General features: G+C 61.6%; 22 protein-coding genes. 13 read left to right on the top strand and 9 right to left on the bottom strand.

What is annotated here, in order from left to right; all coding sequences use genetic code 11:
• Window positions 1-4: 4 nt before the first annotated feature.
• A complete protein-coding gene (locus tag NKH95_RS00110) occupies window positions 5-604 on the top strand; it encodes a hypothetical protein (RefSeq protein ID WP_352890498.1) in 600 nt (199 codons plus the stop codon).
• 9 nt (window positions 605-613) lie between these two features.
• On the opposite strand, the gene queF is transcribed toward NKH95_RS00110, so the two are convergent.
• On the bottom strand, window positions 614-1,075 hold the full coding sequence (gene queF, locus NKH95_RS00105) for a preQ(1) synthase (RefSeq protein ID WP_010915503.1): 462 nt from the start codon (window positions 1,073-1,075) through the stop codon (window positions 614-616).
• Between the two features lie 101 nt (window positions 1,076-1,176).
• Between queF and NKH95_RS00100 the strand changes: the two genes are divergently transcribed.
• Window positions 1,177-3,222, top strand: a complete 2,046-nt coding sequence (locus NKH95_RS00100; RefSeq protein WP_023813573.1) for an NADH:flavin oxidoreductase — start codon at window positions 1,177-1,179, stop codon at window positions 3,220-3,222.
• A gap of 144 nt (window positions 3,223-3,366) precedes the next feature.
• On the opposite strand, the gene NKH95_RS00095 is transcribed toward NKH95_RS00100, so the two are convergent.
• On the bottom strand, window positions 3,367-3,774 hold the full coding sequence (locus NKH95_RS00095; RefSeq protein WP_023813574.1) for a hypothetical protein: 408 nt from the start codon (window positions 3,772-3,774) through the stop codon (window positions 3,367-3,369).
• A 115-nt stretch (window positions 3,775-3,889) separates the two neighbouring features.
• Between NKH95_RS00095 and NKH95_RS00090 the strand changes: the two genes are divergently transcribed.
• The 3 genes from NKH95_RS00090 to NKH95_RS00080 all read left to right on the top strand — a co-directional run bounded on the left by NKH95_RS00090 (window position 3,890) and on the right by NKH95_RS00080 (window position 5,093).
• A complete protein-coding gene (locus tag NKH95_RS00090) occupies window positions 3,890-4,315 on the top strand; it encodes a MarR family winged helix-turn-helix transcriptional regulator (RefSeq protein ID WP_023813575.1) in 426 nt (141 codons plus the stop codon).
• A 77-nt stretch (window positions 4,316-4,392) separates the two neighbouring features.
• A complete protein-coding gene (locus tag NKH95_RS00085) occupies window positions 4,393-4,635 on the top strand; it encodes a type II toxin-antitoxin system Phd/YefM family antitoxin (RefSeq protein WP_023813576.1) in 243 nt (80 codons plus the stop codon).
• Window positions 4,636-4,643: 8 nt separating this feature from the next.
• Window positions 4,644-5,093: a type II toxin-antitoxin system VapC family toxin gene (locus NKH95_RS00080; protein ID WP_023813577.1), complete on the top strand. Its 450-nt coding sequence runs from the start codon at window positions 4,644-4,646 to the stop codon at window positions 5,091-5,093.
• Here the strand turns inward: NKH95_RS00080 and NKH95_RS00075 are convergent.
• Window positions 5,081-5,821, bottom strand: a complete 741-nt coding sequence (locus NKH95_RS00075) for a polysaccharide deacetylase family protein (protein ID WP_023813578.1) — start codon at window positions 5,819-5,821, stop codon at window positions 5,081-5,083. The genes NKH95_RS00080 and NKH95_RS00075 overlap by 13 nt on opposite strands.
• A gap of 74 nt (window positions 5,822-5,895) precedes the next feature.
• Entirely contained in the window at window positions 5,896-7,962 is a 2,067-nt protein-coding gene (locus NKH95_RS00070; protein ID WP_023813579.1) for a putative bifunctional diguanylate cyclase/phosphodiesterase, read from the bottom strand.
• Window positions 7,963-8,292: 330 nt separating this feature from the next.
• Between NKH95_RS00070 and NKH95_RS00065 the strand changes: the two genes are divergently transcribed.
• Both NKH95_RS00065 and tdh read left to right on the top strand, forming a co-directional pair.
• The gene (locus tag NKH95_RS00065; RefSeq protein WP_023813580.1) at window positions 8,293-9,480 is read left to right on the top strand and encodes a glycine C-acetyltransferase; all 1,188 of its coding nucleotides are present in this window, start codon (window positions 8,293-8,295) and stop codon (window positions 9,478-9,480) included.
• Window positions 9,481-9,532: 52 nt separating this feature from the next.
• Entirely contained in the window at window positions 9,533-10,567 is a 1,035-nt protein-coding gene (gene tdh / locus NKH95_RS00060) for an L-threonine 3-dehydrogenase (RefSeq protein ID WP_013533376.1), read from the top strand.
• 8 nt (window positions 10,568-10,575) lie between these two features.
• Here tdh and NKH95_RS00055 read toward each other — a convergent pair whose 3' ends face one another.
• Together NKH95_RS00055 and NKH95_RS00050 are read right to left on the bottom strand one after the other, a co-directional pair.
• Entirely contained in the window at window positions 10,576-11,082 is a 507-nt protein-coding gene (locus tag NKH95_RS00055) for a DUF2380 domain-containing protein (protein ID WP_023813581.1), read from the bottom strand.
• 75 nt (window positions 11,083-11,157) lie between these two features.
• Window positions 11,158-11,706: a MarR family winged helix-turn-helix transcriptional regulator gene (locus NKH95_RS00050; RefSeq protein WP_023813582.1), complete on the bottom strand. Its 549-nt coding sequence runs from the start codon at window positions 11,704-11,706 to the stop codon at window positions 11,158-11,160.
• An 87-nt stretch (window positions 11,707-11,793) separates the two neighbouring features.
• Between NKH95_RS00050 and hmgA the strand changes: the two genes are divergently transcribed.
• From hmgA to NKH95_RS00025, 5 genes are read left to right on the top strand one after another with little or no spacing between them, the layout of a single operon-like run.
• Window positions 11,794-13,107 (top strand): homogentisate 1,2-dioxygenase, encoded by a 1,314-nt coding sequence (gene hmgA / locus NKH95_RS00045; RefSeq protein WP_352890491.1) that lies wholly within the window; start codon window positions 11,794-11,796, stop codon window positions 13,105-13,107.
• Between the two features lie 11 nt (window positions 13,108-13,118).
• Window positions 13,119-14,006, top strand: coding sequence for an MBL fold metallo-hydrolase (locus NKH95_RS00040; RefSeq protein ID WP_352775942.1), 888 nt, complete (start codon window positions 13,119-13,121; stop codon window positions 14,004-14,006).
• Entirely contained in the window at window positions 14,003-15,016 is a 1,014-nt protein-coding gene (locus tag NKH95_RS00035) for a fumarylacetoacetate hydrolase family protein (protein ID WP_352775895.1), read from the top strand. The genes NKH95_RS00040 and NKH95_RS00035 overlap by 4 nt, the downstream gene beginning before the upstream one ends.
• Window positions 15,017-15,020: 4 nt before the next feature.
• On the top strand, window positions 15,021-15,308 hold the full coding sequence (locus NKH95_RS00030) for a hypothetical protein (protein WP_023813586.1): 288 nt from the start codon (window positions 15,021-15,023) through the stop codon (window positions 15,306-15,308).
• A gap of 4 nt (window positions 15,309-15,312) precedes the next feature.
• The gene (locus NKH95_RS00025) at window positions 15,313-15,849 is read left to right on the top strand and encodes a DinB family protein (RefSeq protein WP_023813587.1); all 537 of its coding nucleotides are present in this window, start codon (window positions 15,313-15,315) and stop codon (window positions 15,847-15,849) included.
• A gap of 18 nt (window positions 15,850-15,867) precedes the next feature.
• Here NKH95_RS00025 and NKH95_RS00020 read toward each other — a convergent pair whose 3' ends face one another.
• The 3 genes from NKH95_RS00020 to hppD all read right to left on the bottom strand — a co-directional run bounded on the left by NKH95_RS00020 (window position 15,868) and on the right by hppD (window position 17,647).
• Entirely contained in the window at window positions 15,868-16,245 is a 378-nt protein-coding gene (locus NKH95_RS00020) for a type II toxin-antitoxin system VapC family toxin (protein ID WP_023813588.1), read from the bottom strand.
• On the bottom strand, window positions 16,242-16,466 hold the full coding sequence (locus NKH95_RS00015; RefSeq protein WP_023813589.1) for a type II toxin-antitoxin system Phd/YefM family antitoxin: 225 nt from the start codon (window positions 16,464-16,466) through the stop codon (window positions 16,242-16,244). Before NKH95_RS00015 ends, NKH95_RS00020 begins: the two co-directional genes overlap by 4 nt.
• A 68-nt stretch (window positions 16,467-16,534) precedes the next feature.
• The gene (gene hppD, locus NKH95_RS00010) at window positions 16,535-17,647 is read right to left on the bottom strand and encodes a 4-hydroxyphenylpyruvate dioxygenase (RefSeq protein ID WP_352890849.1); all 1,113 of its coding nucleotides are present in this window, start codon (window positions 17,645-17,647) and stop codon (window positions 16,535-16,537) included.
• Between the two features lie 138 nt (window positions 17,648-17,785).
• Here hppD and NKH95_RS00005 point away from each other — a divergent pair, with 138 nt between their 5' ends.
• Window positions 17,786-18,253 carry an Lrp/AsnC family transcriptional regulator gene (locus NKH95_RS00005; RefSeq protein WP_023813591.1) on the top strand — a complete coding sequence of 156 codons (468 nt, stop codon included), beginning with the start codon at window positions 17,786-17,788 and terminating at the stop codon, window positions 18,251-18,253.
• Window positions 18,254-18,496: the final 243 nt, after the last annotated feature.

Raw genomic sequence — 18,496 nt, 5'->3', positions numbered from 1 at the left:
AGCGATGGCCCATCGCCGGTTGCTGGCCCTGTCGGGTGTGTGTCTGCTGGCGGCTCTGAGCGGCGCCGCCGCGCAAAGCCTGTTGGGTGCGCCGCCGGCTGACGCCGCGCCGGGCGACAGCGGGGCTCCGCCCGCAAATGCACCCGGAACCGGAGTGGAACCGGCAACGCCGCCTGTTGGATGGTCGCCAGCCGAAGCCGCGCCGGCCGCACCGATCCAGCCGGGCTCGCCGACCGCTGTGGTGCGGCCGTTTTACGATCAGGTCGGGCTGGAGATCGATCCAGCCGAGCGAAGCCATTTCATCGACCCGGCCAAAACCGTGCTCGACAAGAGCGACGCCTTGCGCAAATCCGGGCAGGGCGAGTGCCTCGACCCCAACATGGCGCTCGATAATGCCGATTACGACAAGGCCGAGATCGACAAGAGCCTGAAGACGCTCGAGGCGATCAACGGCGACCAGGCCAAGGTCATCGTCGCCTTCGTCATATCGGGCAACCCGCACCGGCTGGAATGGAAATTCAAGAGGGTCGACGGCGACTGGAAGATATCGGACCTGCTGTCGGTGACCGGCGAATGGGCACTCAGCCAATATCAGTGCGAATGATGGGCGAGCTCAACCCCGCCCGCGATAGGGCGCCACCCCGGTGTCGGGCAGCCAGGCGCCTTCGGGCGGAGCGCCCGTTTGCCAGAACACATCGATCGGAATGCCGCCGCGTGGATACCAATAGCCGCCTATGCGCAACCACAGCGGCTTGGTTGCCGCCACGATGCGGCGGCCGATCATGACGGTGCAGTCTTCATGGAAGGCGCCATGGTTGCGAAACGAGGTCATGAACAGCTTGAGCGACTTCGATTCCACCAGAGCCGCATCGGGTGCGTAGTCGATGACGATATGGGCGAAGTCCGGCTGGCCGGTGACGGGGCACAGCGAGGTGAATTCCGGACAGGTGAAGCGCACGATCGCCGGCGGTCCGTCACCACGCGAAAACGGTACGGTCTCCAGGACCGCTGCTTCGGGGCTTTGTGGCGTCTCGACGTGCGCGCCGAGCTGGGTGAGAGTTTTGGTGTCGATCATGGGCGCAATCCTTGTCGCATGCGCCCGGAGTGCGTGCGGGACGACATGCTTGAAAACGAATTTTGCCGCTCATTAGCACAATTTGAAACCGCAGGAAGACGATGACCAGCAACGATCCGCTTCTCCAGCCCTACCAGCTCAAACATTTGACGCTGAAGAACCGGGTCATGTCGACCAGCCATGAGCCGGCCTATTCCGAGGACGGCATGCCGAAACAGCGCTACCGGCTCTACCATGCAGAGAAGGCCAAGGGCGGCATGGCGCTGACCATGACCGCCGGCTCGGCGATCGTCTCGCGCGACAGCCCGGCCGCCTTCGGCAATCTGCATGTCTATGACGACAGGATCGTGCCGTGGCTGGCCGAGCTCGCCGACGCCTGCCACGAGCACGACTGCAAGGTGATGATCCAGATCACCCATCTCGGCCGCCGTACCGGCTGGAACAAGGCCGACTGGCTGCCGGTGCTCTCGGCCTCGCCGGTGCGTGAGCCGGCGCATCGCGCATTCCCGAAGACGATCGAGGACTGGGACATCGAGCGCATCGTCGCCGACTATGCTTCAGCCGCCCAGCGCTGCGAGGCCGCCGGCCTCGACGGCATCGAGTTCGAATCCTACGGCCATCTGATGGACGGCTTCTGGTCGCCGGCCACCAATCATCGCGACGACGAATTCGGCGGCTCGCTGGACAATCGCCTGCGCTTCACCAACATGGTGCTCGATGCCGTGCGGGCAGCTGTCGGCGACAAATTCGTCGTCGGCATCCGCATGGTCGCCGACGAAGATTTCGAAAAAGGCCTGTCGAAGGCGGAGGGGATCGAAATCGCCAGGCGGCTGGCGGGCTCCGGCAAGGTCGATTTCCTCAACATCATTCGTGGCTCGATCGAGAGCGATGCGGCGCTGACCAAGGTCATCCCGGTAACCGGCATGCGCTCTTCGCCGCATCTTGATTTCGCCGGAGAGGTGAGGGCGGCGACGAAATTCCCGACCTTCCACGCGGCGCGCATATCCGACGTGGCCACCGCACGCCACGCCATCGCCACCGGCAAGCTCGACATGGTCGGCATGACCCGCGCCCATATCGCCGATCCGCACATCATCAAAAAGGTGATGGAGGGGCGCGAGCATGAGATCCGCCCGTGCGTGGGCGCCACCTATTGTCTCGACCGCATCTATGAGGGCGGCGAAGCGCTTTGCGTCCACAATGCCGCGACCGGCCGCGAGGCCGAAATCCCGCATATCATCGTCAAGACCGAAGGACCGAAGCAGAAAATCGTGGTCGTCGGAGCCGGCGCCGGCGGGCTGGAGGTTGCGCGGGTCGCGGCCGAGCGCGGCCACAAGGTGATGGTGCTTGAAGCATCGAGCCAGGCCGGCGGCCAGGTGCGATTGGCGACGCAGAACCCGCGCCGCAAGGAACTGATCGGTATCATCGACTGGCGGCTGGCTGAACTCGACCGGCTCGGCGTCGAGATCCGCTACGACACTTGGGCGGAAAAAGACGATGTCCTGGCGCTGTCGCCCGATGTGGTGGTGGTCGCTACCGGCGGCCTGCCGCAGAACCCGCCGCTGACGGCCGGCGACAACCTTGTCACCTCGAGTTGGGACATCATGGCCAGCAGCGTCAAGCCGGCCGAAAATGTGCTGCTCTATGACGACAATGGCGGCCATCAGGGCATGGGCGCCGCCGAACTGATCGCCAATGCCGGCTCGAAACTCGAGCTTGTATCGCCGGAGCGTTTCTTTGCCCCGGAAATGGGCGGCATGAACCATGTGCCCTATATCAGGGCCTTTCAGGAAAAGGGCGTCACCATCACCATCAACACGCGGCTGCGTTCGGTGCGGCGCGAGGGCAATCAACTGATCGCAGAGCTGGCTTCGGATTTCGCCGATGGCTGGCGCGGCGAGCGCAGGGTCGACCAGGTGGTGGTCGAGCACGGTACGCTGCCGCTCGATGATCTCTACCTATCGCTAAAGCCTCTGTCGAAGAATGGCGGTGCGGTCGACTACGAACGGCTGGTGAGTGGTGGCGACATCTTTCCCAAGCGCAATCCAGAAGGCGGCTTCGTGCTGTTCCGCATCGGCGACGCGGTCGCCTCGCGCAACATCCACGCCGCCATCTATGACGGCATCAGGTTCGGCTTGCGTATCTGAAATTAGCTATTGCGAGGATCGGTGGCGCGCGGTCGGACCTGCGTACGAGAGCCCGTATACTTCGGTCTGGCCGCGCGCCCGCACGTCATTGGCTCGTCGCCAGACAACGTACGATTCTGTGAGCTTGTGCTGCGTGGGCGGCGCTCAAAACATTCTGGCCGTGGCCATGCACAGCACGGTCAGCACCAGCAGCCCCCCTGCGATGCGCTCGCCTCTTGTCATCTTCGCGCGCAACTGGCTTTCCGTTGCCGCATCGGCACCGGCAAGCTGCCTGCTGGCTGAGCCCACCAGCGCGCCTTGCACGCCGGCGGCGATCAGGGCCGTCACGATGCCCAGCGCCAGCACCTTCTCCATCGAGCCGAAAACGCCCTCGTGAAAGAAATACCAGAGCAGTATGCCGGTCAGGAAAACCAGACTGGCAGCGCCCATTTGCGGCCGGAAGAACCGTTCCGCCCGGATGTCCGGGTCACGGCCGACCGCGATCGTCGTACCCGCCCAGAATACACCTGCCATGACATGAAGGCCGATAACGACGATGTAGACATATTGCATAACCGGATTTCCTCTTTAGCCCGCCATCTCTCGGTAATTAGATATCAAATGGTTAGATGTCAATGTATAAGTCGCGCCAGTTCCATCCGTGCATGACACCGTCTAGTGTCCTGCAATGACACCCTTCGAACGCCCGCCAGTCGGCATGAATCTCGGACGAACCGCCAAGCTGGTTGCCCAGGCCTTCGACGCTGCCCTGGTCGAGGCCGGTGGCACGCTGCCGGTCTGGCTCACGCTGCTGTCGGTCAAGTCGAGCAAGCTTGCCAATCAGCGTGAACTCGCCGGCATGATCGGCATCCAAGGCGCGACGTTGACCCACCATCTCAACGCGATGGAGGCGCAGGGCCTGCTGACGCGCCGCCGTGATCCCATCAACCGCCGGGTTCATCTGGTCGAACTGACCGCGGCCGGAGAAGCGATGTTCGAGACATTGCGTAAGGCCGCGCTTTCCTTTGACAAGCGGCTGCGGGTCGGACTGTCCGACGAGCGGCTGGCGGAGTTCGCGCAGGTGCTGGCCGTGTTGCGGGCGAATGTGGGATGATCTTGGTGGGATCGACAGGCCTTGTTTGATCCGAGTTGCTCTGCTATATGACCACTCTAGTCATTTTGGAGCAAGCTATGCGCGAGATTCAGTTGAAGGATGCCAAGGCAACACTTTCAGCGGTGGTCGATCAAGCCGTCGCCGGGACGCCTGCCGTCATCACCCGTCACGGGCGCAAGCAGGCTGTCATTCTGTCTTTCGAAGACTATGAAAGGCTTTCGCGCGTGCCAAGTTTTGGACAATTGTTGGCGGCCTTCCCTGGTGACCTTGGCGATATTCCGCCTCGTTCCCGCAAACCGGCTCGCAAGGTTGCGTTGTAACGCGGTCGATGTTTCTGCTGGATACCAATATCATCTCGGCAATGGCGCCGTCCAAGAAAGCGGATCGGCATGCATTGGCGACTTGGCTCGACCAGGCGAGCAACCATCTGTTCCTGTCCGTTGTCACCGCATCCGAAGTTGCCGCTGGAATAGCGAAGGCCGAACGTGAGGGTGCGACAACAAAGGCGAACTCGCTGCGCGGCTGGTGGCAAGCGGTTCAGCACCTTTATGGAGAAAGAGTGCTTCCCTTCGATTTGCGCGCCGCGCATGCTGCGGGACTAATCCTGGATCGGGCGAGGGCGCACCGGCCTGGATTTGAAGACATAGCGATTGCTGCCACAGCCGAGGTCCATGGTTTAACGATACTGACGGACAACGAGCGTCATTTCGCGCCACTTGGTGTGCCAATGCTCAATCCGCTGAAGAGCTTGCCGTCTTTGCCGGCTCAGTCGTCGTAGCCCTGGATTGTCCCAAAAGTGTAATGGCGCAGCTTCAGCGCGGCGATCAAATTGGTCAGCTTCGTCTTGCCGTCGAACGCGTTCTGGAACATCTCGTCATGCATCAGCAGGATCAGCTTGCCGGGTTTGACGAAGCGGCCATAGCCGAACAGGTGATCGATCTCGCTGACCAGATGATCGACGCTCTGCACCGGCTCGCCATTGTCCTTGTGGACCCATTCATGGTCCCAGCCGTAGAGATAGAAGCCTGAGGCCGCGACAAACTCGTAATCGGGCTCTTCACGCCCCTCCTGGGCGAGGCCAAGCGAAGTGTCGTTCTTCGACATGGAGGGCAGCCTGAACACGTCGCGCCCCGGCAGTCTTGCATGCACCACGGGCTTCAAGCCGAGCACCGCATTCGCCCTTACCATGTCGGCGACGACACCCTCGGTGTTGCCGTAGAAATGCCGGTAGTGATTGTAGGCATGGCTGTAGCTGTGGTTGCCGAGCGTCACCAGGGGAAGCTGCCTGGCGCGCTGGACGAGCGCTCTGTTGGCGGCGCTCGCCTGCGCATGCATGCCGACCATGAACATTGTCGCCGGAACCTGTTCGGCTTCCAGCACATCGAGGATGTTGCTTGTGCCGTTCAGCGGCCCATCGTCGAAGGTAAGATAGATTATGCGATCGGCCCCTTGGGCGGGGACCGCAAAAATCAAAAGCGCCGCCAGGACAAACCGAAACGGTGTCATCGGCCCCGATACCCGGTTGCGATCCGACAAAGCCGCCATCTTCACACACGGTTGTCAAGGCAGCCCGGCCGTACCTATGCCAGGCTTCCTTGCAGCACCGTCAGCTTGGCCTTCTTGGGCATGCGGGCGGTCAGCCATTCCAGCGCCTTGTCGTGCGGCATCGGGAAGGCGATGGAGTAGCCCTGCACCTGGTCGCAGCCGATCGCCATCAGCGAATTGAGCTCGGCCTCGGTTTCGGCGCCCTCTGCGACGATCGAGATGCCAAGGCCACGCGCCAGCTCGGTGATGGCGCGGACGATCTTCGAGTTGTCGCCATTCTCATGGATGTTCTGGACGAAGCGGCGATCGATCTTCAGCCGGTCGATCTCGTTCGGGTTGACATGGCTGAGCGAAGCATAGCCGGTGCCGAAATCATCGAGTTCAAGATGGACGCCGGCTGCCCGGATGTGCCGCAGCTTGGCCGCGATGCCTGTCTTTTCGTCGTCGAGGATGACGGATTCGACGATTTCCAGCGACAGTTTCTGCGGCGGCAGCCCCGCCTTTTCCAGCGTCTCGAACAAGAACGCATCGAAATCGTGCTCGCGCAGCTCGGTGCCGGAAACATTGACGGCAAGCCGTCCGAAGGCAATGCCGGCGCGATTCCATTCGGCCGCCTCGTTGATCGCCTTGGTGATGACGATGCGGCCGATCTCGGGCATGAAGCCGCATTTCTCGGCGACCGGAATGAACTCGCCGGGCGGGATCATGCCGCGCTCCGCATGGTTCCAGCGCACCAGCGCCTCGATGCCGCTGATCGTGCCGTTGGTCAGCGAGACCTGCGGCTGGAAATAGACCTGGAACGCCCGCTCCGCGATGGCGACCTTGATGTCGTGCTCGAGCTGCTTGCGATAGTCGAGTTCGCGGCGCAGCTCCTCGGAGAAGAAGGAGAAGTTGCCGCCGCCAAGCTTCTTGGCGGAGTAAAGCGCCAGATCGGCGTGGACCAGCAAATCCCCAGCATTGTCGGCGTCGATCGGATAGACCGCGATGCCGGCGCTGGCGCCTGGGAGAATGGTCGTGCCCTGGAAGACGATCGGCTCGTTGATGTGTGCCAGGATGCGCCGCGCCAGCATATTGATGTCTTCGGTGCCGCCGGCGCCGCCGAGGATCATGACGAACTCGTCGCCGCCCAGGCGCACGCACAGATCCGACGCCCGGCAGGAATCGCGCATGCGCTGTGCCGTGACGACCAGCACATAGTCGCCGGCGGCGTGGCCGAGCGTATCGTTGATCTGCTTGAATCGGTCGAGATCGAGCTGGACGACGGCAAGGCGTTCGCGACGCCGGTGCGTGCCCTTGATCAGCGTGTCGAAATGATCGGTCAGGAACGTGCGGTTGTGCAGGCCAGTGAGGCCGTCATGCACCGCGATGAAGGCCATGGAATTGCGCGCGTCGATCAATTCATGTGTCTTGCGCAGGATGGCGTTCGACATCGGCCTGAAGATGAACAGCGCCACCAGTATGATGACGCCGATTGTGGCGTAGAACAGCGTGCGGTGGAGAGCGAGCAGCTTCTCGGAGCGGTCGTCGGCGTCGGCAGTGATGCGCTGGCCAAGCGCGGCATAGCCCGACAAGGTCGCATTGGCGACAGAGGCGTCGAGATTGACGCGTTCGCCGCCGCCCTTGTAACCGCCATTGCCGCTGAATTGCGATTCATAGGCCGAGATCAGGCGGTCGCCATTGGCGATCAGCCCGACCGAGAAATAGTCGAGGTGGAAGGGCTTGGCGAAAAGCACGCTTTCGATCGACTTCGGGTCAAGCTTGGCCGGCGATTGCGGATCGGCTCCCGTCTGATCGAGCAGCAGATCATAGTTCGTCTCGAACTCCGCCGTTGCCTGCTTGAGCGCGCTGACCAGCGCCGGTTGCTTGTCGCGTGAACCGGCACCCGTTGCGCTGGCAAGGAAGACGATGCGCTGCGACAGCGTCTTTTGCGTGCTGACGATGTCGAGCAAGGTGTGGTTGTGCTGCTGGGTGGCCATCATCTGCTGCAGCAGGATGAAGGAGGCTATCACCATGGCCGCAATGATCAGCAGGGCCAGCCAATAGCCAGCCTTGATCAGCAGTATGAGCTTGCCTGAAACGGTTTGCACCGGCTGCTGCGACATTTTCGGGGGCGGCCCTCTCGCCTACGGATTGTTGCCAAAAGATTCTTGTATGAGCACCATTGAACTGCAAACGTTAACAGGACCGGAAATCGACGGCTGCCCGGCAAGGGGCAGCTGTCGAAAGATCGCGAAATGGTTATCGGCTCGTTTAGCGCCATACCGGCATTTGAGCGGTCGTCGGCCAGAACCCTTTGTCGTGGTGTCGTTCCTGGGCCGCATGATGATCGACACCGGGACCGCATCGTGCTGCTTGCCACCGGTCGGTCGTTTTTGCGATGGATTTTTCGCGCGGACGAGACGACAGTCAGCCCACATCAAACGAGGCCGACCATGACCGCAGCATTCCTCTCCCACATCGACAGCGAGCTCGCGGAGCTCAAATCGGCAGGCCTCTACAAGTCGGAGCGGGTGATCACTTCGACGCAGTCGGCCGAGATCGAGGTCGGCGGCGACAAGGTGCTGAATTTCTGTGCCAACAACTATCTCGGCCTCGCCGACAGCGCCGATTTGCGTGCGGCGGCCAGCCAGGCGCTCGACCGCTATGGCTACGGCATGGCATCGGTGCGCTTTATCTGCGGTACGCAGGAAGAGCACAAGCAGCTCGAATCCACGATTTCCTGTTTCCTCGGCATGGAAGACACCATCCTCTACGGCTCCTGTTTCGATGCCAATGGCGGCCTGTTCGAGCCGCTGCTGGGCGAGGAAGACGCCATTATCTCGGATGCCTTGAATCATGCCTCGATCATCGATGGCGTGCGGCTGTCGAAGGCCAAACGTTTCCGCTACGCCAACAACGATATGGCCGATCTCGAGGCGCGACTGAAAGAAGCCCGGGACTGCCGCTTCCGGTTGATCGCCACCGACGGCGTGTTTTCGATGGATGGCATCATCGCCAATCTCAGGGGTGTCTGCGACCTCGCCGAGAAATACGACGCCATGGTGATGGTCGACGACAGCCATGCCGTCGGCTTCGTCGGCCAGAACGGCCGCGGCTCGGCCGAGCATTGCGGCGTCGAGGGCAGGGTCGATATCATCACCGGGACGCTCGGCAAGGCACTCGGCGGCGCGTCCGGCGGTTACACCTCGGGCAAGAGGCAGGTGGTCGACTGGCTGCGCCAGCGCTCACGGCCCTATCTCTTCTCCAACACGCTGATGCCGGCGATCGCCGGCGCTTCGATCAAAGTGTTCGAGTTGATCAAAGACGGCGATGGGCTGCGCGACAAACTCTACGACAATGCGGCGCGCTTCCGGTCGCAGATGGGCAAACTCGGCTTCACGCTGGCCGGAGCCGATCATCCGATCATTCCGGTGATGCTGGGTGATGCCAGCCTGGCGCAGGAGATGGCGGCGCGCATGCTGAAGCGCGGCATCTACGTCATCGGCTTTTCCTTCCCGGTGGTGCCGAAAGGGCAAGCCCGCATCCGCACGCAGATGTCGGCGGCCCATTCCAGCGCGGATATCGATCGGGCAGTGGAAGCGTTTGCCGCCGTCGGGCGCGAACTCGGGGTCATTTCCTGAAAGGCCGGAATCGAAAAGCGATTCCGGATCAAGAGATTCAAGGGACAAAAGCATGTCGAACATGATGAAGGCGCTGGTGAAGGCCAAGGCCGAACCGGGCATCTGGATGGAAGAGGTGCCGGTACCGGAGATCGGTCCCAACGACGTGCTGATCAAGATCAAGAAGACGGCGATCTGCGGCACCGACGTGCATATCTACAATTGGGACCAGTGGGCGCAAAAGACGGTGCCGGTGCCGATGGTGACCGGCCATGAATTCGTCGGCACCGTTGCCGATTTCGGCGCCGCGGTCACCGAATACAAGGTTGGCCAGCGCGTGTCGGGCGAAGGCCACATCGTCTGCGGTCATTGCCGCAACTGTCGCGCGGGCAGGGGGCATCTGTGCCGCAACACGCTCGGCGTCGGCGTCAACCGTCCCGGCGCTTTCGGCGAGTATCTGGCAATCCCGCAGCACAATGTCGTGCCGATCCCCGACGATGTGCCGGACGAGATCGCCGCCATCTTCGATCCCCTGGGCAACGCCGTCCACACGGCACTGTCCTTCGATCTGGTCGGCGAGGATGTGCTTGTCACCGGCGCCGGGCCGATCGGCATCATGGGCGCGCTCGTCGCGCAATGCGTCGGCGCGCGCAAAGTGGTCATCACCGACATCAACCCGGTGCGGCTGGCGCTGGCCAAGAAACTCGGCGTCCAGCATGTCGTCGACGCCTCGAAGGAAAAGCTGCGCGACGTCATGCCGGTGCTCGGCATGACCGAGGGGTTCGACGTCGGCCTCGAAATGTCGGGCGCTGCCCCCGCTTTCCGCGATATGATCGACACCATGAACAATGGCGGCAAGATCGCCATTCTGGGCATCGCGCCGACCGGCTTCGAGATCGACTGGAACAAGGTCATCTTCAAGATGCTGCATCTCAAGGGCATCTATGGCCGCGAGATGTTCGAAACCTGGTACAAGATGATCGCGCTTGTGCAGGGCCCGTTGGATGTCTCCGGCCTCATCACGCACCGCATCGGCATCGACGACTTTCAAGCCGGCTTCGATGCGATGCGCAGCGGCAGTTCCGGCAAGGTGGTGATGGACTGGTAGATGCCGCCCTACCGCAGGATTCTGTTTTTCATCAGCCATTTCACGGAGCGGGGCCACGCGTGGTTCGCACCCATGCGAAGATCGGTAAACCCCTCCGAAACATGTCTCCCGGTTTCGGCGTCAAGGATGCGAATGAACATAGTATGTTCTGTTCGGTTGACGCGCGTTACGACGCCAAGCAAGGCAAGCGACGCGCCGTGCTCCTTGGCAATCGGGCCTTCACAACCAGCGCAGTTGCGCAATCCGTGCGGCGCAGCAGCCTGTGTATCCCTCGCCGGCACATCAATTACTGTAAAACGCCCAGACTGGGAGAGCATGTCCCTCGCAACTTGTGCCGATTCCGACAGATAGCGCCTGTCATATTCATCCGGGGGAATTATTCCCGCCCCGGCGCTCTTATCCTCCAATTCGAAAGGGAACACTTCGATCGACATCGGCTTTGTCTGCTGGGCCTGCGCAAATGTGCAGGTGCCTACAAGCAGCGTCACCAGGACACTTAATGTGCGAATGCTCATCGTAGTCCTCCCGTCGGTGTGATGGGCATTATACGCGGCCTGACAACGCAAATCACGATCAAATCGAAGGCAATGCTATGCTTTGGCTGTGGTGGGAGCTCCCACGCAGTCTCGCTCGAACTCCGTCGTCCAGAGTGATTGGCTTGATCTTGGACTAGCTAGGGACCAGGCATTGGTCTCCAATGCAGCCAGTCCGCTGGTGATCGCCGCGCGCTCTTCAGCACTTAATCTTGCCAGCAAATCCCGTTCGAACGCCTTCGCCAGCGGCACCATCTCGCGATAGGCGGCAAGCCCCGTTCCGGTCAGCGTCAGATGTTCGATACGGCGGTCTTTTTCGTCCGGTTTTCGCGTCAGCCAGCGACGCCGTTCGAGTTCGGCGACAGCGCGCGAAACCTTTGTCTTGTGCATGGCCGACTGTTCGCCCAACGCCGTCGCCGTCATCGTGCCACGCTGTCCGAGCCCGGCCAGCGTGCGCCATTCGGGACGCGTGAGGCCGTGACGATCCTTGTATATCCTCGAGAATTCCCGGCTGACGGCCTCGGCAAGCCGGTGGAGCCGGTAGGGCAGGAAATTTTCCAGATTGAGAATTTCAGGCGCGTCGGACGCTTCGCTCTTGATCACCATTTTTCAAAGCCGCCATTGATGGTTACATTTTCAATGGTTACAAATGAAACCAGTTTGGTCAATGGATATCCATTTCGGGAGGAAGCAATGGCCTTTTCCTATATGCCGGGCTTCGGCAACGACTTCGAAACCGAGACGCTGCCCGGTTCGCTGCCGCAAGGACGGAATTCGCCGCAGCGGCCGGCCTACGGTCTTTACGCCGAGCAGCTTTCGGGCTCGCCCTTCACCGCGCCGCGCGGCACCAATGAGCGCTCCTGGCTGTATCGCATCCGACCGAGCGTCAAGCACACTGGGCGTTTCAAGGCGGCCAGCTATCCCTTGTGGAAGACCGCTCCCAATGTCGGCGATCATGAACTGGCGCTTGGCCAGTATCGCTGGAATCCGGTGCCGATGCCGAAGGAGCCGACCGATTTTATCAAGGGCATGCGCAGCATCACCACATCAGGCGACGTGCTCGGTCAGGCGGGCATGGCAGCGCATGTCTATGTCGCCAACACCTCGATGGTCGACGACCATTTCTTCAACGCCGACGGTGAATTGCTGGTCGTGCCGCAGGTCGGCGCCTTGCGCTTGGTCACCGAGATGGGCGTCATAGAGCTTCGGCCCGGCGAGATTGCCGTGCTGCCACGCGGTCTGGTCTTCAAGGTCGAGCTGGGCGACAAGGAAGTGCGCGGCTATGTCTGCGAGAACTACGGCGCCAAGCTGACGCTGCCCGACCGTGGCCCGATCGGCGCCAATTGCCTGGCCAATCCGCGCGATTTCAAGACGCCTTGCGCCTGGTTCGAGGAGAAGGAAACGCCGTGCCGGCTGACGGTGAAATGGTGCGGCAATTTCCATGTCACCGAGATCGGCCATTCGCCGCTGGACGTCGTTGCCTGGCACGGCAATTACGCGCCCTACAAATATGATCTGGCGACCTTTTCGCCGGTCGGAGCGCTGCTGTTCGACCATCCCGACCCGTCCATCTTCACGGTGCTGACCGCACCGAGCGGCGAGGAGGGCACGGCCAATATCGACTTCGTCATCTTCCCGCCGCGCTGGCTGGTGGCCGAAGATACCTTCCGGCCGCCCTGGTACCACCGCAACATCATGAGCGAGTTCATGGGCCTGATCCATGGCCAGTACGACGCCAAGGAAGAAGGCTTTGTGCCCGGCGGCATCAGCCTGCACAATCTGATGCTGGCCCATGGGCCGGATGCGCCTGGCTTCGAAAAGGCCTCGCGCGCGGACCTGAAACCGGTCAAGCTCGACAACACCATGGCGTTCATGTTCGAGACCCGATACCCGCAGATGCTGACCCGCTACGGCGCGGAATTCGAAACCCGGCAGGACAACTACATCGATTGCTGGGCGGACCTCAAGAAGCGTTTCAACGGCACGCCCGAGGGCGACTGGTCTTGAGCACCGAGCCAATGCCGGATCGGTTGGTGCTTTTGGGCTCGAAGGGTGGCCCGGCATTGCGGCCGGGTGGTCCATGGCCGAGCTCGTCGGTGCTGCGGATGGGCGGCCGCTGCATCGTCGTCGATTGCGGCCTTGGCGTCACGCGGGGTCTCGTCGATGCCGGCATCAGCCTGAAATCGCTCGACCTGATCTTCATCACCCATCTGCATTCCGATCACGTGCTGGAACTGGGGCCGCTGATCCACACCGCCTGGACGGCGGGTCTGGCGGCGCCGGTCCACGTGTTCGGTCCGCCCGGCACGGATCATTATTGGCAGCGCTTTTGCCAGGCGATGGACTTCGACATCGAAATCCGCGTCGTCGACGAGGGCCGGCCGGATATTCGAGACCTGGTTTCGATCGTCGAATTCGGCGAAGGCCAGGTGCTCGAGCAGGGCGGCTTGACGGTTTCGGCGCTGCGCGTCGAGCATCCGCCGGTGACCGACTGTTTTGCCCTGCGCTTCGAACACGGCGGGAAAAGCGTGGTGTTCTCCGCTGACACGGCCTTCTTTCCGCCGCTCGCCGAATTCGCCCGGAGTGCGGATATCCTCGTCCATGAAGCCATGCTGGAGGAAGGCATCGAGCGGCTGGTGGCCAGGACCGGCAATGGCGCGCGGCTGAAAGAGCATCTGCTTGCCAGCCACAGCTTTGCCGAAGAGGCCGGCAGCATCGCCAGCGATGCCGGGGTGAAGAGACTGGTGCTCAATCACCTCATTCCAGCCGACGATCCCGGGATCGGCGAGGCCGACTGGACTGACGCTGTCAGGAAAACATGGGCCGGCGACTTGACGATCGCCCGCGACGGCCTTGTTGTGGAGTTAAGCAGCGAGAAAGCTGCACAAGGAGAGGAAACTGCATGAAGCTTGCCACATTGAAGGACGGGACGCGCGACGGAAAACTCGTCGTCGTCTCGCGCGACTTGACACGCTTCACCGACGCCTCGTTCCTGGTGCGCACGCTGCAGGCGGCGCTCGACGACTGGCGCCGCATCGCCCCGCATCTCGCGACAATAGCGGAATCGCTTGAGAACAATGCGGTGCCGGCGGAGCGCTTCCACGAGCATGACGCCCACTCGCCGCTGCCGCGCGCCTATCAATGGACCGACGGCTCGGCTTACGTGAATCATGTCGAACTGGTGCGCAAAGCGCGCGGCGCCGAGATGCCGGCAAGCTTCTGGACCGACCCGCTGATCTACCAGGGCGGCTCGGACGCCTTCATTCCGCCACGTGACCCGATCCGCATGGCTGACGAAGGCTTCGGCATCGACATGGAGGGCGAGGTCGCCGTCATTGTCGACGACGTGCCGATGGGCGCCACTCTCGAAGAAGCGCGCGCTGCGATCCGGCTGGTCATGCTGGTCAATGACGTCACGCTGCGCGCGCTCACCGGACCGGAACTGGCGAAGGGGTTTGGTTTTTTCCAGTCAAAGCCGTCCTCGGCGTTTTCGCCGGTCGCGGTGACGCCGGACGAACTGGGTGACGCCTGGGACGGCGGCAAGGTCAGCCTGCCGCTGCTTGCCGATCTCAACGGCAAGCCGTTCGGCCGCGCCAATGCCGGTGTCGACATGACCTTCGACTTTCCGGCGCTGATCGTTCACGCGGCAAGGACACGGCCATTAGCCGCCGGCACGATCATCGGTTCCGGCACCGTCTCCAACAAGCTCGACGGCGGGCCGGGCAAGCCTGTCTCGGCCGGCGGCGCCGGCTATTCCTGCATCGCCGAATTGCGCATGATCGAGACCATTGTGTCAGGCGAACCCAAAACGCCGTTCCTGCGCTTCGGCGACACGGTGCGCATCGAGATGAAGAACAAGACCGGGCATTCGATATTCGGCGCCATCGAGCAGAAGGTCGAGAAATACGAGAGGTAAGGGCATGACCGGGGTCTATCTGCTGGCCGGTGTCTGGGCACTCGCTATACTGGCGGTCTTCATCCAGGCGATCCGGCTGAGTTACCGCATCGAGGCGCGCTCGCCTGACCTGACCAACCGCGGCGGCTTTCCGCGCAAGGCGATGATGTTCCACACCATCACCAACATGAAAGTCGCGCGGGATGAGGAGACGCAAGCCATGCGTCGGCGCATGAACGGGCTGCTGCTGATCGTTCTTGCCGGATTCGCGATCATGGGGGCAGGCTTGCATCTGGTGCGGGCAGGGGGATGATCTCGTGAACCTGCTCGACCATCTGCGCCGTATGGCCGGCAACAATCTGTGGTCGAACGACCGGCTCTACCGCGCGGTGCTGTCCCTCCAGCCCGGTGAGTTCGAGGCCGAACGCACCAGCTTCTTTCCGTCGATCAAGGCAACGCTCAACCACATCCTTGCGGTCGATCTTCTCTATCTCGATTTTCTCGAAGAGGGTGGTCTCGGTGCTGCCGCCCATGACGACTTCGTGCCCCTCGACGAGCCGGCGGCGTTGTTTGCCGCGCAGGTCGCAGCCGACCGGCGGCTGATCGCCTTTTGCGATAGGCTGTCGGCCGACGATCTCGATCGCCGCGTCATCACCGACCGGCGCGAGGACGGCATGATCCCCGAGCGCATCGGCGATATCCTCGCCCATGTCTTTCTGCACGACATCCATCACCGCGGCCAGGTGCACGCAATGCTTTCGGGCACGTCGGTCAAGCCGCCGCAATTGGACGAGTTCTTGCTCGATTATGATTTGAAGCTGAGACAAGTGGAGGTTGAGCGGCTGGGTTTGTGAGACCAATTGCTTGGCCGATCATGCCACAGCGACACCGTAACGGGCGAAATGCGGGTCGGATGTCAAGATGGTCAGGTTCTCTACTTGCGCCTGCGCGATCAGCAGTCTGTCGAATGGATCACCATGATGGTGGGGTAGGCTGCTGACGGCGTTCGCATGCTGCAAAGTGACGGCAAGTGGCTGAAATTGCATTCTGGGAAGCAGCGTTGGCAGATCGTCCGGCGCGTTGAGTTTTCCGATTGAGCGTTTGATGGCAATTTCCCAGACGCTTGCCGCGCTCGCGAACACCACCGCTTCCGAAGCCAAGATAGCGCGGTGGTGCTGGCTGAGACGTGGATCGTCTGAAATCGACCACAGGATGATATGCGTGTCGGCGAGAAACGGGCCGACCGTCATTTCACGTACTCGTCCCATTCGGGACCGAGTTCATCAAAATCGTCCGCAATCCAAATCTTGCCCTTCAAGGCGCCAATACGCGGCAGTGGTTCGGCCGCTGCCGGCGGTACGATGCGCGCGGCCACCTTGCCGTGGCGTGTGAGAACGATCTCCTCGCCGGCTTCCGCGCGGCTGACGAGTTCCGACAATTTGGCCTTGGCCTCGGCGATGGAAACATTCATAGCGCGATCCTTATGACCATAATTTAGGTCATAATTGGTCGCGCCGCAAGAAGCCCGGTTCGAATCTACTACTCCGCAGCCTGAACCTTGATCACCCCGCGCTTGATCTGGTCCTGCTCGATGGATTCGAACAGCGCGCGGAAGTTGCCCTCGCCAAAACCTTCGTCGCCCTTGCGCTGGATGAACTCGAAAAAGATCGGGCCGATCACGGTCTTCGAAAAGATCTGCAGCAGGATCTTGGTCGTGCCGCCGTCGACGACGCCTTCGCCGTCGATCAGGATACCGTGCTTCTTCATCCGCTCGATCGGTTCGTCATGGCCATTCACGCGGTCATACGACATGTCGTAGTAGGTCTCCGGAGGGCCGGGCATGAACTTCAGGCCGTTCTCGGCCAACCTGTCGGTGGCGGCGTAGATCTCGTCGGTGCCGACAGCGATGTGCTGGATGCCCTCGCCATTGTACTTCTTCAGGTATTCGGCGATCTGGCTGGTCTCGTCCTTGGACTCGTTGAGCGGAATGCGGATCTTGCCGCAGGGCGAGGTGATGGCGCGGCTGACCAGGCCGGTGATCTTGCCGTCGATGTCGAAGAAATGGATCTGCTTGAAGCCGAACAGATTGCGGTAGAAATCCCACCATGTGTCCATCTGGCCGCGGTAGACATTGTGGGTCAGGTGATCGAGATAGTAGAAGCCGACGCCTTGCGGCCGCGGGTCGCGCTCGCCCAGCCATTCGAACTCGGCATTATAGGCCGAACCCTTCTTGCCGTAGGTCTCGATGAAATAGAGCAGCGAGCCGCCAATGCCGATGATTGCCGGCACGTCGAGCGCCTTGTCGGCGCCTTCGTAAGGCGTGGCACCCTTGGCAACGGCGTGATCGAAAGCGTGTTTGGCATCGACAACCCGCCAGGCCATCGAGGCAGCACAAGGCCCATGCTTGTCGACGAACTTCATCGCGTGCGAGCCAGGCTCGGCATTGACGACATAGTTGATGTCGCCCTGCCGCCAGATGGTGATGTCTTTCGTGCGGTGCTTGGCCACCGCAACATAGCCCATACGGGTGAACAGCTCAGCGAGCTTCTGCGGCTCCGGATGCGCGAATTCGACAAACTCGAAGCCGTCGGTGCCGGCCGGGTTGTCCTTGCTGATCTTGGCGGGCGGGGCGTCGTGCGGGAAGGGACCCATCATATTCCTCCGAAAGCTGGCCTGGTCTGAAAAGGCCATTTGACACGATCATAACGCGGAGGAGGCGCACGGTGCTTGCATTCAAACGCTTGAAATGATGATGTCATGCGTGAAGCGTGCATGATAAGAGAAAAAGCCATGGATGAGACGCGGATTGATCAGTTCGACCGCAAGATAATGGCGCTTTTGCAGGGCGATGCGCGGCTGACCAACAACGATCTTTCGGAGCGGGTGAACCTGTCGGCGTCGCAATGCTCGCGCCGCCGCCAGCGGCTCGAGGAGGATGGCTTTATCAAGGGCTATCGGGCGGTGCTCGACCGCGACAAACTCGGTTTTTCGCTGGTCAACGTCATCTCGGTCACACTCGCCACGCACAATCACGACAATGCGCGGCGCTTCGGTGAACTGGTGGCGCGGCTGCCCGAGGTGCAGGAAGCGCACGCGCTGACCGGCGAGATGGATTATATATTGAAAGTGGTGACGCCCGATTTGAAGTCGCTGTCGGAATTCGTCAACGGCGTGCTCTTGCCGCACGAATCCGTGCAGCATGTGAAGACGGCGATCGTGCTGGAAACGCTGAAGGAGACGGGTGCGTTACCGATTTAGGCAGAACGGATTTCAGTTGATACGTCGGAGGGGCAGCACCCCCCTCTGTCCTGCCGGACATCTCCCCCGCAAGGGGGGAGATTGGATGTCGCGAATCCCTTCGCCAATCGCCAACGTTGCAGGAAGAGCTTTGGCGGCGAAGCTGCCGATCTCCCCCCTGTTTGGACCGGAGACATCGCGAACAGGTGTGCGAGGACATCGCGAACAGTTTTGTCACTTATCGTCTGCAGAGGTTGAGGTCGA

Source organism: Mesorhizobium sp. M0848 (genome assembly GCF_040319805.1).
Taxonomy (GTDB): domain Bacteria; phylum Pseudomonadota; class Alphaproteobacteria; order Rhizobiales; family Rhizobiaceae; genus Mesorhizobium.
This window is presented reverse-complemented; position numbering and strand designations above follow the sequence as displayed.

Coding starts and splice junctions, on each gene's coding strand:
- NKH95_RS00110 (WP_352890498.1), top strand. CDS start 5: ATGGCCCATCGCCGGTTGCTGGCCCTGTCGGGTGTGTGTCTGCTGGCG.
- queF (WP_010915503.1), bottom strand. CDS start 1,075: ATGATCGACACCAAAACTCTCACCCAGCTCGGCGCGCACGTCGAGACG.
- NKH95_RS00100 (WP_023813573.1), top strand. CDS start 1,177: ATGACCAGCAACGATCCGCTTCTCCAGCCCTACCAGCTCAAACATTTG.
- NKH95_RS00095 (WP_023813574.1), bottom strand. CDS start 3,774: ATGCAATATGTCTACATCGTCGTTATCGGCCTTCATGTCATGGCAGGT.
- NKH95_RS00090 (WP_023813575.1), top strand. CDS start 3,890: ATGACACCCTTCGAACGCCCGCCAGTCGGCATGAATCTCGGACGAACC.
- NKH95_RS00085 (WP_023813576.1), top strand. CDS start 4,393: ATGCGCGAGATTCAGTTGAAGGATGCCAAGGCAACACTTTCAGCGGTG.
- NKH95_RS00080 (WP_023813577.1), top strand. CDS start 4,644: ATGTTTCTGCTGGATACCAATATCATCTCGGCAATGGCGCCGTCCAAG.
- NKH95_RS00075 (WP_023813578.1), bottom strand. CDS start 5,821: ATGACACCGTTTCGGTTTGTCCTGGCGGCGCTTTTGATTTTTGCGGTC.
- NKH95_RS00070 (WP_023813579.1), bottom strand. CDS start 7,962: ATGTCGCAGCAGCCGGTGCAAACCGTTTCAGGCAAGCTCATACTGCTG.
- NKH95_RS00065 (WP_023813580.1), top strand. CDS start 8,293: ATGACCGCAGCATTCCTCTCCCACATCGACAGCGAGCTCGCGGAGCTC.
- tdh (WP_013533376.1), top strand. CDS start 9,533: ATGTCGAACATGATGAAGGCGCTGGTGAAGGCCAAGGCCGAACCGGGC.
- NKH95_RS00055 (WP_023813581.1), bottom strand. CDS start 11,082: ATGAGCATTCGCACATTAAGTGTCCTGGTGACGCTGCTTGTAGGCACC.
- NKH95_RS00050 (WP_023813582.1), bottom strand. CDS start 11,706: ATGGTGATCAAGAGCGAAGCGTCCGACGCGCCTGAAATTCTCAATCTG.
- hmgA (WP_352890491.1), top strand. CDS start 11,794: ATGGCCTTTTCCTATATGCCGGGCTTCGGCAACGACTTCGAAACCGAG.
- NKH95_RS00040 (WP_352775942.1), top strand. CDS start 13,119: ATGCCGGATCGGTTGGTGCTTTTGGGCTCGAAGGGTGGCCCGGCATTG.
- NKH95_RS00035 (WP_352775895.1), top strand. CDS start 14,003: ATGAAGCTTGCCACATTGAAGGACGGGACGCGCGACGGAAAACTCGTC.
- NKH95_RS00030 (WP_023813586.1), top strand. CDS start 15,021: ATGACCGGGGTCTATCTGCTGGCCGGTGTCTGGGCACTCGCTATACTG.
- NKH95_RS00020 (WP_023813588.1), bottom strand. CDS start 16,245: ATGACGGTCGGCCCGTTTCTCGCCGACACGCATATCATCCTGTGGTCG.
- NKH95_RS00015 (WP_023813589.1), bottom strand. CDS start 16,466: ATGAATGTTTCCATCGCCGAGGCCAAGGCCAAATTGTCGGAACTCGTC.
- hppD (WP_352890849.1), bottom strand. CDS start 17,647: ATGGGTCCCTTCCCGCACGACGCCCCGCCCGCCAAGATCAGCAAGGAC.
- NKH95_RS00005 (WP_023813591.1), top strand. CDS start 17,786: ATGGATGAGACGCGGATTGATCAGTTCGACCGCAAGATAATGGCGCTT.